Annotated in this window: 14 protein-coding genes; 7 read left to right on the top strand and 7 right to left on the bottom strand. The window is 62.5% G+C overall.

Annotation, left to right across the window (positions count from 1 at the left end; genetic code table 11):
- The first annotated feature begins 11 nt into the window (after positions 1–11).
- Positions 12–1,013: an OmpA family protein gene (locus ACGHX3_RS09785; RefSeq protein WP_394694834.1), complete on the top strand. Its 1,002-nt coding sequence runs from the start codon at positions 12–14 to the stop codon at positions 1,011–1,013.
- 295 nt (positions 1,014–1,308) lie between these two features.
- Here ACGHX3_RS09785 and ACGHX3_RS09790 read toward each other — a convergent pair whose 3' ends face one another.
- A complete protein-coding gene (locus ACGHX3_RS09790; RefSeq protein WP_249720557.1) occupies positions 1,309–4,092 on the bottom strand; it encodes a PAS domain-containing protein in 2,784 nt (927 codons plus the stop codon).
- 263 nt (positions 4,093–4,355) lie between these two features.
- Between ACGHX3_RS09790 and ACGHX3_RS09795 the strand changes: the two genes are divergently transcribed.
- Positions 4,356–4,511 (top strand): hypothetical protein, encoded by a 156-nt coding sequence (locus ACGHX3_RS09795; RefSeq protein WP_185896144.1) that lies wholly within the window; start codon positions 4,356–4,358, stop codon positions 4,509–4,511.
- Positions 4,512–4,669: 158 nt separating this feature from the next.
- Positions 4,670–5,419 carry a hypothetical protein gene (locus tag ACGHX3_RS09800; protein WP_185896145.1) on the top strand — a complete coding sequence of 250 codons (750 nt, stop codon included), beginning with the start codon at positions 4,670–4,672 and terminating at the stop codon, positions 5,417–5,419.
- Positions 5,420–5,474: 55 nt separating this feature from the next.
- On the opposite strand, the gene ACGHX3_RS09805 is transcribed toward ACGHX3_RS09800, so the two are convergent.
- The 5 genes from ACGHX3_RS09805 to ACGHX3_RS09825 all read right to left on the bottom strand — a co-directional run bounded on the left by ACGHX3_RS09805 (position 5,475) and on the right by ACGHX3_RS09825 (position 9,548).
- Positions 5,475–6,479, bottom strand: coding sequence for an SDR family oxidoreductase (locus ACGHX3_RS09805; RefSeq protein WP_185896146.1), 1,005 nt, complete (start codon positions 6,477–6,479; stop codon positions 5,475–5,477).
- 131 nt (positions 6,480–6,610) lie between these two features.
- Entirely contained in the window at positions 6,611–7,489 is an 879-nt protein-coding gene (locus ACGHX3_RS09810) for an NAD(P)H-hydrate dehydratase (protein WP_185896147.1), read from the bottom strand.
- A complete protein-coding gene (locus ACGHX3_RS09815; RefSeq protein WP_308442946.1) occupies positions 7,486–8,253 on the bottom strand; it encodes a histidine phosphatase family protein in 768 nt (255 codons plus the stop codon). The genes ACGHX3_RS09810 and ACGHX3_RS09815 overlap by 4 nt, the downstream gene beginning before the upstream one ends.
- A 76-nt stretch (positions 8,254–8,329) precedes the next feature.
- Positions 8,330–8,713: a hypothetical protein gene (locus tag ACGHX3_RS09820; RefSeq protein WP_185896149.1), complete on the bottom strand. Its 384-nt coding sequence runs from the start codon at positions 8,711–8,713 to the stop codon at positions 8,330–8,332.
- Between the two features lie 565 nt (positions 8,714–9,278).
- Complete coding sequence (locus tag ACGHX3_RS09825; RefSeq protein ID WP_185896150.1) at positions 9,279–9,548, bottom strand: hypothetical protein; 270 nt, start codon at positions 9,546–9,548, stop codon at positions 9,279–9,281.
- A 52-nt stretch (positions 9,549–9,600) separates the two neighbouring features.
- Between ACGHX3_RS09825 and ACGHX3_RS09830 the strand changes: the two genes are divergently transcribed.
- From ACGHX3_RS09830 to ACGHX3_RS09840, 3 genes are all read left to right on the top strand, one after another.
- Positions 9,601–10,626 (top strand): magnesium transporter CorA family protein, encoded by a 1,026-nt coding sequence (locus tag ACGHX3_RS09830; protein WP_185896151.1) that lies wholly within the window; start codon positions 9,601–9,603, stop codon positions 10,624–10,626.
- A gap of 346 nt (positions 10,627–10,972) precedes the next feature.
- Entirely contained in the window at positions 10,973–11,581 is a 609-nt protein-coding gene (locus ACGHX3_RS09835) for a hypothetical protein (protein WP_185896152.1), read from the top strand.
- 87 nt (positions 11,582–11,668) lie between these two features.
- Complete coding sequence (locus ACGHX3_RS09840; protein ID WP_185896153.1) at positions 11,669–14,068, top strand: catalase; 2,400 nt, start codon at positions 11,669–11,671, stop codon at positions 14,066–14,068.
- A 96-nt stretch (positions 14,069–14,164) separates the two neighbouring features.
- On the opposite strand, the gene ACGHX3_RS09845 is transcribed toward ACGHX3_RS09840, so the two are convergent.
- Positions 14,165–14,596: a response regulator gene (locus ACGHX3_RS09845; protein ID WP_185896154.1), complete on the bottom strand. Its 432-nt coding sequence runs from the start codon at positions 14,594–14,596 to the stop codon at positions 14,165–14,167.
- Positions 14,597–14,735: 139 nt separating this feature from the next.
- Between ACGHX3_RS09845 and ACGHX3_RS09850 the strand changes: the two genes are divergently transcribed.
- On the top strand, positions 14,736–15,395 hold the full coding sequence (locus ACGHX3_RS09850; protein WP_185896155.1) for a DUF6766 family protein: 660 nt from the start codon (positions 14,736–14,738) through the stop codon (positions 15,393–15,395).
- The last annotated feature ends 8 nt before the right edge of the window (positions 15,396–15,403 follow it).

A 15,403-nucleotide genomic window follows, 5' to 3' on the forward strand; every position in this document is an offset into this window, starting at 1 on the left:
GGATTACCGACATGACCCACACCAAGACCACGTTCCTGTGCGCCGCCGTGCTGGCCGGCCTCGTTTCGACCGCCCATGCGCAGCAGACGCAGCTGACGCCGGCGCGCGACCGCATCACCGACGAGGCGATCCATGCCGACCTGTCGGGCTACGAGCATACCCAGGGCCGCATCCAGGCCTTGAACGACGGCGGCCGTCCGGTCCGCGACTACCACCTGTCGAAAGCGCAGTGCTGGCTGGACGTCTCCTTCCACGAGTATTCGCGCAACGACCGCAGCGCCTTCCCGCAGGAAGCGCTGACCGAGGCGGAAAAGCTGATCGTGGGCATGGAGCAGGGCGTCTCGCCGCTGCCGACCGATACGCCGCTGGTCAACGGAGCGGCGCGCGTGCGCGAGGACCTGTGGAAACGCCTGGGCGCGATCCATGGCACGCCCGGGTTCACCTGCGCGCAGCAGGCGGTCGCGTGCGGTGAAGTGGATCTGGTGCACGCCGGCAATGAGTTCAACCAGCAGCAGTGGCGCCACGCCAAGCCGTACATCCAGATCGCCGAAGACTGGGTGAGCGATGCCGAAGCGCTGTCGCGCCAATGCGGCGCGACGCCGGCCGCGCCCGTTGGGCTGCCGGCGGACACGGTGCTGACCGCGAACGTGCTGTTCGAGTTCGATCGCTCCGGTCGCGCCGACATCCGCGCTTATTCGTTGCAGAGCCTGGACCGCGAACTGGCCCGCGTGCGCGAGGAAGGCCTGACCCTGGCCGGCATCGAACTGGTGGGCCATGCCGATCGCCTGCAGGGCCGCGGCCACGACTACAACCAGGCGCTGTCCGAGCGTCGCGCGCAGACCGTGCGTGCCTTGCTGGTCGAGCGCGGCATCGACGCGGCCAAGGTGAGCTACAGCTTCAAGGGCGATGGCGAGCAGGTGCAGCAGTGCGCCGGCGTGACGCCGCAGGCGGCGCTGCGCGAGTGCCTGATCCCGAACCGCCGCGTCGAAGTCCGCCTGCACGTCGCTCGTTGAAAATCTTAGTTACTCGATTGGCAGCGACCAGTGGCCTCAGTGGACGCTGCTTAATACGGTGCGGTAAAACTTTGTAGGTGTTTGGCAAGTACCAGATTGCTACAAGCTGCAATCTCAAATATTAGCTGGTCAACTGTAGCAGACAGAGGGGGACAAGTACCGGGGCTGGTTGAGTTAGTAGATCCAACGTTCGAGCGGGCGCTTCATGGCGAACTCCCAAATTTCGATACAGCGGGTTTAGCGTTCACTAGTTATTAGAAACGGTTGCGTCAAACACGCCCCGATCTCGGCGCAGCTAGGGTTCCTCCAGAACCGCCCGAACTCGAACAGCCAGTTCTTGCAGGGTGAACGGCTTAACGATCAGATGCACGCCAGCGTCCAGCACACCGTTGTGGATGATCGCGTTGCGGCTATAGCCGGTCGTGAAGAGCACTTTCAGGTGCGGCCAGCGGGCGAGGGCTTGATCGGCGAGCTTGCGTCCGTTGATTTCCGGCATGACCACATCGGTAAACAACAGGGTGATGCCCGGCTCTATTTCCAGCATCTTCAAGGCGGCCGCGGCCCCGTCGGCTTCCAGGACGCGATAACCCAGCTCAGTCAATGCATCCACCGACACTTGGCGCACGGCCGGCTCGTCCTCCACCACAAGAATGACTTCCTGCGCCTCGCCACGCGGCAGGGGACGAACGAGGGCGGAGGCTGCACTCTCGGCCGCAGCGCCTTGCAGGCGGGGCAGATAAACCTTCACGGTGGTGCCACTGCCCACCTCCGAGTAGATCTTCACATGCCCGCCGGACTGCTTGACGAAGCCATACACCTGGGAGAGCCCCAGACCCGTACCGCGACCCACTTCCTTGGTAGTAAAAAACGGATCGAAGGCCTTGTTAATGACCTCTGCGGGCATGCCCTGTCCGGTGTCTGAGACGGCGATCAGGACGTACTGGCCCGGTGCGATTCCCGGGTGGGCGTCGGTATACCCGTGATCGAGATGGCAGTTGGCCGTCTCGATCGTGACCCGACCGCCTTCAGCCATCGCATCACGTGCGTTGACCGCCAGATTCAGGATCACATTCTCGAGCTGGTTGGGATCGGCATGGGTACGCCAGAGGCCGCCAGCCAACACCGTCTCTAGCTGGACGTTTCCGCCCAAGGAGTGCGCCAGCAGCTCCGACATGCCAGCCACCAGCTTGTTCGCATCCAGGGCTTCGGGTTGAAGCGGTTGCTGGCGGGAGAAGGCCAGCAGGCGTTGGGTCAACTGGGCAGCGCGCTTAGCCGCTTCCATGGCAATGTCCACATAGCGTCGCGCGCGCTCATCGCCCGGATCCAGCCGTCCGACCAGCAGGTCCAGCGGACCGACGATGGCGGCCAGCATGTTGTTGAAGTCATGGGCAATGCCCCCGGTCAACTGGCCGACCGCTTCCATTTTCTGACTCTGCCGCAGCGCATCCTCGATGCGGATGCGTTCGGCTACTTCCGCCTGAATACGGCTCTCCAACTGCTCGTTGAGTTCCTTGAGCTGGCGTTGAACCAGATTCCTCGCTGTGACGTCGATGGCCACGCCAACCACGCGCATGCAGCGATCACTTTCAAACAGTCCACGCCCGGTGGCCGCTACCCAGCGAGTAACGCCATCTTCTTTGCCGATCGTCCGATATTCCACATCGTAGAGCGCACGCCGTGCAGGGTCGGCGGCCGCGGCAAAGGCCTCACTGGTCCTTTGTCGATCCTCCGGGTGCAGGCCGGCGTAGAAATCGGCCATCGAGCACGACACATGCGCCGAAATGCCGAACATGGCTTTGGTGCGTGCTGGCCAGATCAGCAGATCGTTGACCAGATCAACATCCCAAAACCCGATGTCCGAGGCCTCGGTGGCCAGACGAAGACGCTCCTCGCTCTCGGCCAACGCGGCCTGGGCGGCCTTGCGTTCGGTCAGGTCCAACATGGCGCCAATCATGCGGATCGGCTCGCCGGCAGGCCCTCTTAACACCGTCCCACGATCCAGCACATCAGCGTACTGACCATCGGCGCGAAGGAAGCGGTACTCGGCCGACCACGCGTGGCCGCCGTCCTCGATCACCGCATGAATGCTGTGGTCAATGCGCTGGCGATCATCGGGGTGGATATGCTCCAGCCACCACTGTGCACTGCTCTGCAGCTGGTCATAGCCAAAGAGGGTGGTCAGGGCTTCATTCCACACCACATCGCCATCGGACATGCGCCAATCCCAAATGGCGTCCCGCGTGGCCAAGGCGGCGAGCCGGTAGCGCTCCTCGATCTCACGGTGACTAGCTTCCACGGCCTTGCGATCGGTGATATCCAGCGATGCACCGATCAAACCGATGACCTGACCTTGCGCATCCCGCAACGGCGCCTTGGTGGACAGCCAAATCGCGCGCCTGCCGTCGGGGAAATTGATTTCTTCCTCAAGCTGCTCAAGCTGGCCGGAGGCCATGATACGTGCATCAGCGTCCATGACCGCCTTTGCCTGTACGGGGTCCTCCAGCAGTTCGGCATCAGTACGCCCCAGATACTCCTCTGGCGTCCTGCCCAACAGCTCGTTGGTACCGCGATTACCTATCAGCAGGCGACCTTGCCGGTCCTTTGCGTAGACCACTCCGGGCACCGCTTCGACAAACGTATTCAGCAGCGCTTCGGCACGGTCCCGCGCCTCTTCGACGCGGCGCGTTTGGCTGATGTCGATCAATACACCAGGCAAGCTGATGGGCACGCCTGCAGCGTCGCGATTGACCCACCCTCGGCCCTCCACCCAGCGCCATTGATCGTCCAGCCCTTGAATACGGTAGCGGTGAACGTACTGTCCGCCCCGTGCTACGGCGTCCGCGATGGCACTGCGAAGATCAAACTGGTCGTCCGGATGGACCGCTCCGATGAGATCGGCCAGTGCCCACGGTTTGGTCATCGGCCCCATGCCGAAGGCACGCTCCAGAGCGGCATCCACCCTGACCTTGTCAGTGGTGATATCCCAAATCCAGGTTCCGATAACGGCACCGGAGGCCAGTGCAACGCGACCTCGCTCATGGTCCAGCATGTCCGACGGTGCATCTGAACGGTGGGGCATGGAGGTGTCACCTGTGGGGCTATTCAACGGGGACAAACGGCGGCAGGCCCTCAGGCCACAAGCGCTGCAACGCAGTCTATCCGAGCCCGGCTGCCGGTTGGCTACCAGGCGTGGCGAGCCTCCCAGAAAGGGGCGGCTCGGCCTCGGAACCAAATCGTTCAGTGAAGTCGATCTTCATTAACTCCACGTGCATTTGTCGCTCACATCGGTGCGCGCACATTACCTGCGCGGCCACCCCGGTCGCGTATCGCAGGTACTTGGTTATGCCGAACCAGACCCCCAAAGACAAGCAGCAGAGCCCCGGTCGGAATCAGGATCAGGGTAACCAGAACACGCAGCAAAACCGCGGCAAGAACGATCAGCAGGGTCAGAAGCAGGACACCCAGCAGAAGTCGCGCAAAGACCGCGACCAGATGTAATGCCGCACGGCCGAGCGAGGAGGGCAGCTGCCTTTCTCGCTCCCTGGCCTATCGCTTGCCTGCATCGACCTCTCGACGTAGCAGCAACGTTTCATTCCCCCTCAACGACATCCCCCACTTCTTGGCACCCCGTGCCAACACCATGAAAGGACACACCCATGACACGTGACACTCAGCCCGATGCAAACAGGGATCCCATCACCGGCGCGCCGGGCTCACATCCGGTAGGGGTGGGCGTTGGCGGCGTCGCCGGGGGCGTGGCGGCCGGCGCGTTGGCCGGTACCGTTTTTGGTCCGATCGGCACCTTGATTGGTGCGGCCGTGGGTACGGTGGCCGGTGCCGCCGCGGGCAAGGGCGTTGCCGAGCGCATCGATCCCACCGCAGAAGTCGACTATTGGCGCAACGAAGCGCCCACGCGCGACTATTACTCCGGCGAGCATGACTTCCAGCGTGACTATGCCGGCGTCTACCAGGCCGGTGCCGTGGCCCGCGGCGAATACCCCAATGAGTCCTGGGACGATGCCGAGCGTCGCCTTCAGTCCACCTGGGAGGCCGATCGCGGCACGTCCACGCTGGATTGGGACCGCGCACGTCCGGCTGCCAAGGATGCGTGGGATCGCGCTGATCGCACCTACAACGCCTACGCCTGGAGCGACGACACCTACGCCAAGCGCTTCGAAAGCGCGGCCTATCGCCAGGACGGTGATGAGTACGACGACTATCGCCCGGCCTACCGATACGGCACCTACGCGCGTGGTCAGTACGCCGACCGCGACTGGGACGATGGCCTTGCCTCCGACCTGGAACGCGGTTGGGAGCGCTTCAAGGGCACCTCGCGCCTGACCTGGGAGCGGGCCAAGCATGCCGTGGCCGATGCGTTCACCTCTGACGACCGTCGTCGGAACTAAGACGCAACCCCTGTGCCGCCTCCGGGAGTGGAGGCGGCATTTTTTTGGCTTGCCTTTACCCCGTCGGTCCGCCCATCACCGGCAGCACGATGCCATTGACGTAAGACGACATCACCGGCGAGGCAAGGAACACGAAGGCCGGTGAGAGCTCTTCCGGCTGCGCCGGCCGCTTCATCGCGCTGTCTTTGCCAAACTCGGCTACTTCATCGGCCGGCTTGTCAGCAGGATTGAACGGTGTCCACACAGGACCGGGGGCGACCGCATTGACCCGAATGCCGCGCTCGAGCAGGTTGGAGGCCAAAGCTTTGGTAAAGGCGTGGATGGCGCCCTTGGTGGCGGAATAATCGATCAGCTTGGGGCTGCCGAACAGCCCGGTGACCGAGCCGCAATTGACGATGGACGCGCCACGCTGCATATGCGGCAGGCAGGCACGTGCCATGTGGATGTAGCCGGCCACATTCGTCTGCAGCGTCTCCTGCAGGTGCTCATCGGTCAGGTCTTCCAGCCGTTCGGCATGGAGCTGAAAGCCGGCATTGTTCACCAGCACATCGATACGGCCAAAGCGCTTGGCCACCTTGTCTGCGGCTTTCTTGCAGAAGTTCGAATCGCGCACGTCACCCGGAATCAGTAGCGCGGTACGACCTTCCTTTTCGATCCACTTTGCCGTTTCCTTGGCATCCTTGTGCTCGTTCAGATACAGCACCGCAACATCTGCGCCTTCGCGGGCAAACAGTACCGCCACCGCGCGACCGATCCCTGAATCCGCACCCGTAATCACGGCGGTCATCCCTTCGAGCTTTCCGCTGCCGCGGTAGTCGGGGGCTTCAAAGGCCGGTGCCAACATCAGATCGGCTTCGGTACCGGGCTTGGGCAGGTGTTGGGCAGGCATGCGCACCGGCTGCTTGCGCGTGCCGGCCTGGGTGGCCTGCTTGGTGGGCTTTTTCTTGCCGCGGGCATCCTTGCGATCGATCTGCGCCTGTAGTTTGCGCTGACGTGCCGCCGTGGTGTCAGCTGAGGTGGTGGCGGGGCGTGTGGCAGCCGTTTTTTTCTTGCTGGCCATGATGGAGTCCTCCGAAGGAAACACCGCATCATCGCGTCAGCCAGTGTGGCGGCCATGTGATGCCACGGCACCGACCGCGTATCTTGAGAGTGACGAACGCAGGCCAAAACCGTAGTTCGTTCGCAGGTGAATCAGCGCGCCGGCGGGCTCAGCGCGTGCATGATCTCAGGGATGCAGGGGCTGATTTCGCGCGCCAGAAAACCCAATGCACCCATGCGCTCAGCAAGATGTCGGCCTGCCTGTCCATGCAAGAACACCCCCCAGGCTGCGGCAATAAGGGGCTCGGCGCCGCGTGCCGCCAATCCCCCAATCACCCCCGCCAGCACATCTCCCGAACCGGAAGTGGCCAGGCCCACGCCGCCGCCTTCGTAACGCACCAATTCGCCCGTCGGGCTTGCAACCCACGTGCTTGGGCCCTTGAGTACCAGGACCACATGCAGATCTTTGGCCGCTTGTAGAGCCAACGCGGGTTCGTCGCCGGAGATCTGGTCCACCTCGCACCCCAGCAATTTGGCCATTTCGCCGGCGTGCGGCGTCAAGATCGCGGCCTGCGAGCGCACGTGAGCCTGCTTGAAACAGGTAATGGCGCCGGCATCCAGCACGAGGGTAGGGTGGTTTGGCAGCTCGCCCAGCAAACTGGCCAACGCGGGGCTGTCGCACATGCCAGGTCCGACGACGATGGCATCGGCGCGTTCGGCTTCCTGACGGCAGGCAGGACACATTCCAGAAATTTGGCCCTGCTCGTCACTGGGCTGACCCAGCACGCGCGCCTCGGGCATATGCGGGGCTAGGAAGAACGCTGAGGGGCCGGGAACGGCCATTTGCAGCTTGCCCGCGCCCGCCCGCAGGGCGGCCTGCGCGGCCAACAGGATCGCGCCTGGGATATCGACCGATCCGCCGATCACTATGACCCGGCCACGGTCTTCCTTGCTATGGGCCCCCTGTGCCGCCGGCAGTGGGTGGGCGGCCAACCATGTCTCATCCAGCACGTGATCCCGCGGCTGGCTCATTTGGGACCTGCCGGCGTGTCGGGCGCCTTGGTAACCTCAGCCAACTGCGCAATGTGCGGAACGATCAGGTTGGCGCTTTCCAGTTCAAACCGGGCACCTTCGCCGGTACCGGTGAGCTGGTAGTGGGTGATGCCGCAATTGGGCACGTCCGCCTCTCGGTCGATGTCCAGAATCTGGTGTTCATCCAGGCATTCGAGCAGATACCGAAAGCAATTCACGATCACCTGATGGGCCACGATGAGGACATGCTCGCCCACGTGATCACGCCTGAGAACCTCCAGCACGCTGCGCAGCCTCAGGATCACATCGCACCAGCTCTCACCGCCAGGCGGACGGAAGTAGAACTTGCCAACCAGTGCCCGCTGCTCGGCAAGCTCGGGAAAGGTGGCCTTGATGCCGGGCACTGTGTAGCGGTCCAGGATGCCGAATTCTTTCTCGCGAAGGCGCTCATCGATGGCGATATCCGATGCTCCATGTCCCAAAGCCTTCGCGGTGGCCAGACACGTCTGGTAAGCGCGCACGAACGGCGAGCTGAAGAACACCGTAGGACGCGCCGAGGCCGGTTGCTCTGAAAACCACTGGGCCAGTGCCACGGCTTGCTGCTCGCCCAACCTCGACAAAGGCGTATCGGCGTCGCGATGCTCCAGCTCGATCAGACGATCGCCGGCCAACTCGGCCGCATCACGGGCCACATTGCCGGCGCTTTGCCCATGACGCACGATCCAGAGATGGGCGGGCCAGTCTGTGTGTAACAGCCGCGGCATACGCATCGCTCCCAGAAAGGGGTCAGGCTAGAAACCCGCGTGTCGTGTCGTGGTGAAGTTGCGTTGATGTTAGCCTTCAAGCGCAGGGCAGCGTGGTGGCGTCCCCGTCTCCTGGATGGACCTGATAGGTGAGCACACGCTGCGCATCGACCGGACCCAGCCATGGATTTGTCTGAGCGCCGGTGGAGGCTTTAGCGCGCACCGCCACGTAGATCTGCAGGACCTCACCCTGGAAATGCTCGGGTACGTGGAACTCAAATGCACCGGTGTCGTTCCACTCCGATAGCGCCACTGAATCGGTCCCTGCGGCAAATCCGGCTAGCTGTCCCGGCGCGAGGTTGACCTGCAGCGTTATGCACGAGCCCACGCGTACCGCAATCCCGCGCTCACCGTCACCGGTCTTGAGCGCGCGTCCGTCGACGGTATGTTGAAGCTGGGATAGGGGCGCACTTGAGCTCATTAGCAGTCAACGTGGGTCTTAGAAAGCATCATGTCGGTCTCGCGCACAGAGCCAGGAAAGCGGGGCGCGGGCTTATCGCGATGACGAGGGAAGGTTACGCCCCAGACGTCGGCGATTGGCCTTAGCCATGCGCACATAGGGCGCCAAACCCGCCGTCGTGACTTGACCCAGCAGCCGCTCAAACGTCTGGTGAGAGGGCATCGGAGGCGTCGTTACCGTCCAGGGCGAAAAGGAGGTGGCCATTCGCATCCAAAAGGCCGCCCCGGCAGTACCCATGGCCACCCATGCCAGCCAGGCCGCTTCCCATTTCTCAAGGGACATGCGGGAAAGCTCTCTGCGATCGGCAGCGGAGCGCAGGCCGCCGCTGGCTAGCCGTACCACGCGATGGGAGATCACCTCTGGTGCCACGACGCTCAAATCGGTGAGTTGGCGTGCAACCTGACGGGTCGTGTTTCGGCGCATGAGACACTCCTGATGCGGCGCAGCATAGGGGCCTGGGTGTAAGGCGGGGTGAACCGATGGCTTGGCGTCGGCAGATCCACAGCCATGGCTCGGGTCTTCTAGCTCACGATGGTTTACTGGCGCGCTTTTTCTTCCACATCACGATCTGGCCCACGACCGCGGTCAGCAAAATCAGACTGTTGGTCACGATGAACACCCAGTTCTCCACCAGCCAGCTGTAGAGCACGAAGCCCAGCGAGGCGGCCATTTGGCCCAGGAACAGCCAGGTGGACACCCCCTCACTCTCGGGCGTGCTCGCTTGCTTCTGGATCTGCCGAACCAAGGTGGCCAGCAGAATGGCCGAGGCTAACCAGCCGATCACATCAGGCGACATACAACACGCTCCATCGTCGATTTAGATCCCGCAGGTGACATGAGTGAACCGCATGGATGAGACCCGAACGCCCGGCGCGGATAGCGCGATGCCGGAGGCTGAAGACCGTGCTTTCAACGCGATGCTATTTCATACCGGACAAGACTCCCGTGAAATCGCGCACGTTGACCAGGCGCTGGCGATCGACCCTAACGCCGACCAGCTGCTATGGATCGACCTTCAATCCCCGAGCCAGTCAGAACTCGCGCACCTGGCTCAAGCGCTGTCCTTGCCGGCCGCGGCGATCACCGGCTTCCTGGGCTCGGACACCAACCCCACCTTGGAAACCTGTGGCCCCTGTTTTTGGATGCGGGTGGTGGGCGTGGCCGAATCGGCGAGCCCCAACTTCACCGGGACCGTGCTTACCCTCATCGCAGGGAAGAACCTGGTGGTCACGCTTCATCACGCGCCCGTGCCCTTTTTGAACACGTTCCGAGAGGGACGCGCGTCCAGAAGTGCGGTGGGCACCTTGGGATCGGGCAGCTTCGTGGCGGCCTTGTTGGAGTGGCATCTGGGCACCTACTTCGAGGCCGTGGCCCGATTTGAAGGGGCGGTGGAACGACTGGAGGTGGAGGTGCTCTCCTCCAACCCCCGGAACTGCCTGCAGGAACTGCGGGATCTGCGCAAAGGGGCTTCTCGTCTACGGCGCATGCTGGCCCCGCACCGCATCGTCTTTACTGCACTGTCACGACCTGACTTCCGCCCCGAAGAGGACGAGGTCACCGCACGCCACTTCCGGGTCTTGGATACCCACTATGAGCGTGCGATGGACATGGTGGAAAGCGCGCGCGATCTGGTCGTGGGCAGCTTCGAGCTGTTCAGCAGTCAAACGGCGTTGTCGGCCAACCAGACGATGAAGGTGTTGACCTTCGTGACGGTGGTGGTGGGCGCCTTGGCCGTCGTGGGCGGCATCCTGGGGATGAATTTCGAGGCCCCATTCTTCAAGACCGGGGTCATCGGGTTTACCGTGGCTGTGGTGCTGATGCTCGTGCTGGCCGCTACCTCCATCTTTTGGGGCAAGCGCAGGGGCTGGTTCTAGTTACTCGGGCGCTTTGGCCGGTACAAAGGGCGACACCGGATCACTGGCCGGAAAGGTTTCCTCCAGCGCCTGATCCTGATTGTCACTCTCATGGGCCTTGCGCTCCCGGCGCTGGGTAGGCGACTCCGACGGCGCCTGGGGCGCGTCGGGGCTGGGAGGATCTTTACGGTCTCGCATTGCGATCTCCTACAAGAGAGTGGGGGGGGGCGAACCGGCCATCGCGGCAAGCCGGCAGGGAAGGGGAGATTGAGAGCTCCGAGGTGTGTGTCGGGTGAACCTGCTTTCACAAACCCTTGGCGAGGCCGGCGCTATATCAATGGCTTATCCCCAGCTAATGGAGTCAGTAATGGCAAGCAAGGGCTATGATCCGAAACAAGTGAAAGAACTTCTCCTGCAGGCGTTGGAAACCGAGCGCGGCGGCATCAAGATTTACACCGCCGCCATCGCCGCAGCAGTGAATGAGGACCTGCACAAGGAGTGGCAGGAATACCTGGATGAGACCAAGCATCACGAGCAGGTGCTGACCCAGGTTTTTGAAGAACTGGGATTGGACACCGAAGAGATGAGTCCGGGCAGAGAGGTGGTGGCGCATAACGGCGCCTCCTTGGTGGCCGCCATTGAAATGGCGCGCGCCAATGCCGATGCCGCTGCAGCAGAGTTGGTGGCCTGTGAGTGTGTGGTCTTGGCAGAGACCAAGGACCATACGAACTGGGAGCTGATCGGCAAGGTCGCCGAGTCCTCCACCGATAAGCTCGCCAAGATCCTGAAGGCCGCTTACGAGGAAGTGGAGGAGGATGAAGACCATCACCTCTACCACACCAAGGGCTGGTGCCGGGAACTGTGGATCCAGGCGCTGGGCATGCCCGCGGTGCTACCGCCGCCGGAAGAAGTCAAGAAAGTGGAAACGGCCATCGGCGCCGCACGCGCCGAGCAAGCCCGCGAGGACATGCTCTAACCCAACAAACCCGCCCACCGGCGGGTTTGTTGTCATCCACCTTTGTTCCGCGCCTTCAGGCGCGCACCTTTTGAAGCAGACACCGACATGGCAACTTCGCGTAAACCCGGATCCAAGACCGCTCCCAAAAAGAACGTGAGCGGACAATCATCGGCTCGCAACTCCGACAGTGCCGCTGCCAAGGCGCCGAGGCGGGGGACGGGTGATCTACTTGCCAAGCAGGCCGCTGACGTCGAGGCCACCGTGGCGGCCTTGCCCTTCAATGAGAACAAGGCTGCTGAGCATGGGCGGCAGCAGGCCACCATGCCGCCGGAAGGCACCGAGATCATTCCGCCCTCGCCGTTGGTGAGCGCCAGTACGCTGGCGGAAAGCAATGAATCAGCCAAAGTGGGCACGCGTGCAGACGCCGGGGCCAACCCCACCGTGGGTTCGCTGGATCGGGTGAGGGTAGATGGCAGCGGGCAGCGCCTGACGACCAATCAGGGCGTGCCGGTGGCCGACAATCAGAACTCGCTCAAGGCGGGGTTGCGCGGGCCTGCGCTGTTGAAGGATTTCATACTGCGGGAAAAAATCACCCACTTCGACCATGAGCGCATTCCCGAGCGCATCGTGCATGCACGCGGTTCTGCGGCGCATGGCTATTTCGAGTCCTACAAGAAGCACACCAAACTGACCCGCGCCGCGCCGTTTCAGGAAGCCGGAAAGATCACGCCGGTATTCGTCCGCTTCTCCACCGTCGCCGGCGAGCGTGGCAGCAAGGACACGGCTCGGGATGTGCGCGGCTTTGCGGTGAAGTTCTATACCGATGAAGGCAACTGGGACCTGGTGGGCAATAACATGCCGGTGTTCTTCATCCAGGATGCGATGAAGTTTCCCGACCTGGTGCATGCGGTCAAGCCTGAGCCCCATCACGCCATGCCGCAGGCGGCCTCGGCCCACGATACGTTCTGGGATTTCGTCTCGTTGATGCCCGAGTCGACCCACATGCTGATGTGGCTGATGTCAGACCGGGCCATTCCACGTAGTTACCGGATGATGCAGGGGTTTGGCGTGCACACGTTCCGCTTCGTCAACGACCAGGGCCAGTCCTGCTTCGTCAAGTTTCACTGGACGCCGCTGCAGGGCACCCATGCGCTGCTGTGGGACGAGGCGGTCAAGATCTCCGGGTGCGATCCGGACTACCACCGGCGCGACTTGTGGGAAGCCATTGAGGCCGGCGCCTACCCGGAGTGGGAGCTGGGCGTGCAGGTGTTCTCCGAGCAGGACGCCGAGCGCTTCTCCTTCGACATCCTGGATGCCACCAAGATCGTGCCCGAAGAACTGGTGCCTATCACTCCCTTGGGACGGATGGTGCTCAACCGCAATCCGGACAACTTCTTTGCCGAAACCGAACAGGTCGCCTTTTGCACGGCCCATGTCATTCCTGGCATCGATTTCACCAACGATCCGCTCTTGGCCGGTCGCATCCACTCCTACGTCGATACCCAGCTCTCTCGACTGGGCGGTCCCAACTTCCATGAGATTCCCATCAACGCACCGATCGCCCCGGTACACAACAATCAGCGCGATGGTCTGCACCGCCAAGCCATTCACCGTGGCAAGGTGGCCTACGAGCCCAACTCGCTCGGCGGCGGATGTCCGTTTCAGGCCGGAGCAGCCGGATTCGTATCCTTTCCCGAGCCTGTAGAGCAGGACGAGGTGCGCGGTAAACCGGAAAAATTCGCTGAGCACTTCAACCAGGCCGCGTTGTTCTTCAACAGCCAGAGGCCGGTAGAGCAGGCGCACATCGTCGCCGCGTTCCGCTTCGAGCTGTCCAAGCTCACCGTGCCGGCCATCCGTCAGCGCGTGGTCTCCATGCTGCGTAATGCCTCCGAGGACCTGGCCGCCCAGGTGGCAGACGGGTTAGGCATGACCTTGCCCGAGCCCATGCCGCGTGCCTTGCCAAAACCGCCTAAGGCGGAAGTGACCTCCTCCGAGGCGCTCTCCATGTTCGCGCTACCCGGTCAGGTTGGGGTGGCTACGCGCAAGGTCGCCATCTTCGTCGGCGATGGCGTGGATGGGGAGCAGGTGGCGGCGGCACAGAAGGCACTGGTCAAGGCCGGCGCTGTGGGTCGACTAATCGGACCCCGAGTGGGCGCCTTTAGCGCGGCAGACGGCAGCCAGATCGATGCCGATGCGTCCTTCGAAAACGAGCCGTCCGTCCTGTTTGACGGCGTCATCCTTCCCGATGGCGAGGGAACGGCGAAAGCGTGGGCGCGCGATGGGCGGGCGGGCGAGTTCGTTAAAGACCAGTTCCGCCATCTGAAAACGATTCTGGCCTTGGGCGAGGCGGTGGCCTTCGTGGAAGGTGCAGGGGTCTTGCGCGATGAGGAGGATGCCGGTCTGCTGCTTCATAGCGACCCGCCCAAGGGTGCCATCGCTAGCTTCTTGGAGGCCTTGGCCAAACATAAGCACTTTGAGCGGGAAACCGATCCGCCGCTGCTGTAGAACCGCTGGCGGCTGGGGACGGTGAATCTGGCCGTTGATTGCAGATCCACTGTGTGGGACACCCAACGCGTGTCCCACGGCGCCGAGATCCTATCGTCAGGGTGCCGGCGGGGTCTGGTTGAAGACCGCCCAGAATTTCCCCAACACCTTCAGTGCCGACACGAATTGAGCCGGTTCCACGGGTTTGAGCACGAATGCGTTGACGCCCAGATTCCACGAGGCAATCGCATCGGACTCCTGTCGGGATGAGGTAAGAATCACCACCGGCAGGTGCGCCAGCGCGGGATCGGCGCGGATCTGCGTCAACGTCTCGATACCACCCAGTCGCGGCATCTCGAGGTCCAGCAACAAGACAGTTGGGCGGTCAACGGGCCGCTCAGAGAACTTGCCTTCGCCACGCAGGTACTCCAACACCTCCACGCCATCGAACACGCGCACGATAGGGTTGGCCAGATGCGCCTCGCGAAATGCATCGAGCACCATCTCGGCATCATTATCGCTGTCTTCGGCCAACAGGATGGTCGGCATTACAGGAGGCAACATGATCGGTTCTTCATGCGGATGAGACCGGTTCACTATACCAACTCACATACATGAATAGGGCGTACTTCATTCGTTCTTCGAGATTGATCCCCCCAAGCTTGCCGTCCCCGACAGGAGCCCGGTTATGACGTCCCAACGCACCTCGTTTTGGTATCGCAATGGCCTGTCGCTGGTATTGCTGGGCATGTTTTTGGTCTTCTTTGCCGCCCAGACGTTGACCGGTTGGCGGGCAGACAACCAGGAACGGGTGCAGCAGGGACAACCGGCGCAGCCACTGACGACCTACCTGCAGGGAGGTCACTTCCTGTCAGCGACGTTTGAGAACTGGGAGAGCGAATTCCTGCAGATGGGTATGTACGTACTGCTGACGGTGTGGCTGCGGCAACGCGGATCGGCAGAGTCCCGTGAGCTGGATCCGGCGCAGGAACAAGAACGGGTCGACCCCGGTCCAACCCCGACGCCGGTGACGAAAGGGGGGGTATGGAAGTGGATCTACGCCAATTCCTTGAGCGTGGCCTTCGGCGTACTGTTCCTGGGCGCCTTCATAGGGCATGCCTATGGAAGCTGGCTGCATGAGAACGAGCAGCGCATCGCGCAGGGTTTGGCCGCCATCCCCTGGAGCACGCATCTGGGCGGTGCGCAGTTCTGGTTTGAGTCCATGCAGAACTGGCAGAGCGAGTTCTTAGCGGTGTTGTCCATTGTCGTGTTGAGCATCTTCCTGCGACAGGACAAATCACCCGAGTCCAAGGCCCTTGCCGCGCCGCATGGACAAACCGGGACGTGATCGCAGGG

The organism is Pseudoxanthomonas japonensis, assembly GCF_043632995.1.
In the GTDB taxonomy this organism is placed as follows: domain Bacteria; phylum Pseudomonadota; class Gammaproteobacteria; order Xanthomonadales; family Xanthomonadaceae; genus Pseudoxanthomonas_A; species Pseudoxanthomonas_A japonensis.

Coding starts and splice junctions, on each gene's coding strand:
- ACGHX3_RS09810 (WP_185896147.1), bottom strand. CDS start 7,489: ATGAGCCAGCCGCGGGATCACGTGCTGGATGAGACATGGTTGGCCGCC.
- ACGHX3_RS09845 (WP_185896154.1), bottom strand. CDS start 14,596: ATGCCGACCATCCTGTTGGCCGAAGACAGCGATAATGATGCCGAGATG.
- ACGHX3_RS09825 (WP_185896150.1), bottom strand. CDS start 9,548: ATGTCGCCTGATGTGATCGGCTGGTTAGCCTCGGCCATTCTGCTGGCC.
- ACGHX3_RS09790 (WP_249720557.1), bottom strand. CDS start 4,092: ATGCCCCACCGTTCAGATGCACCGTCGGACATGCTGGACCATGAGCGA.
- ACGHX3_RS09800 (WP_185896145.1), top strand. CDS start 4,670: ATGACACGTGACACTCAGCCCGATGCAAACAGGGATCCCATCACCGGC.
- ACGHX3_RS09850 (WP_185896155.1), top strand. CDS start 14,736: ATGACGTCCCAACGCACCTCGTTTTGGTATCGCAATGGCCTGTCGCTG.
- ACGHX3_RS09785 (WP_394694834.1), top strand. CDS start 12: ATGACCCACACCAAGACCACGTTCCTGTGCGCCGCCGTGCTGGCCGGC.
- ACGHX3_RS09795 (WP_185896144.1), top strand. CDS start 4,356: ATGCCGAACCAGACCCCCAAAGACAAGCAGCAGAGCCCCGGTCGGAAT.
- ACGHX3_RS09835 (WP_185896152.1), top strand. CDS start 10,973: ATGGCAAGCAAGGGCTATGATCCGAAACAAGTGAAAGAACTTCTCCTG.
- ACGHX3_RS09840 (WP_185896153.1), top strand. CDS start 11,669: ATGGCAACTTCGCGTAAACCCGGATCCAAGACCGCTCCCAAAAAGAAC.
- ACGHX3_RS09830 (WP_185896151.1), top strand. CDS start 9,601: ATGGATGAGACCCGAACGCCCGGCGCGGATAGCGCGATGCCGGAGGCT.
- ACGHX3_RS09815 (WP_308442946.1), bottom strand. CDS start 8,253: ATGCCGCGGCTGTTACACACAGACTGGCCCGCCCATCTCTGGATCGTG.
- ACGHX3_RS09805 (WP_185896146.1), bottom strand. CDS start 6,479: ATGGCCAGCAAGAAAAAAACGGCTGCCACACGCCCCGCCACCACCTCA.
- ACGHX3_RS09820 (WP_185896149.1), bottom strand. CDS start 8,713: ATGAGCTCAAGTGCGCCCCTATCCCAGCTTCAACATACCGTCGACGGA.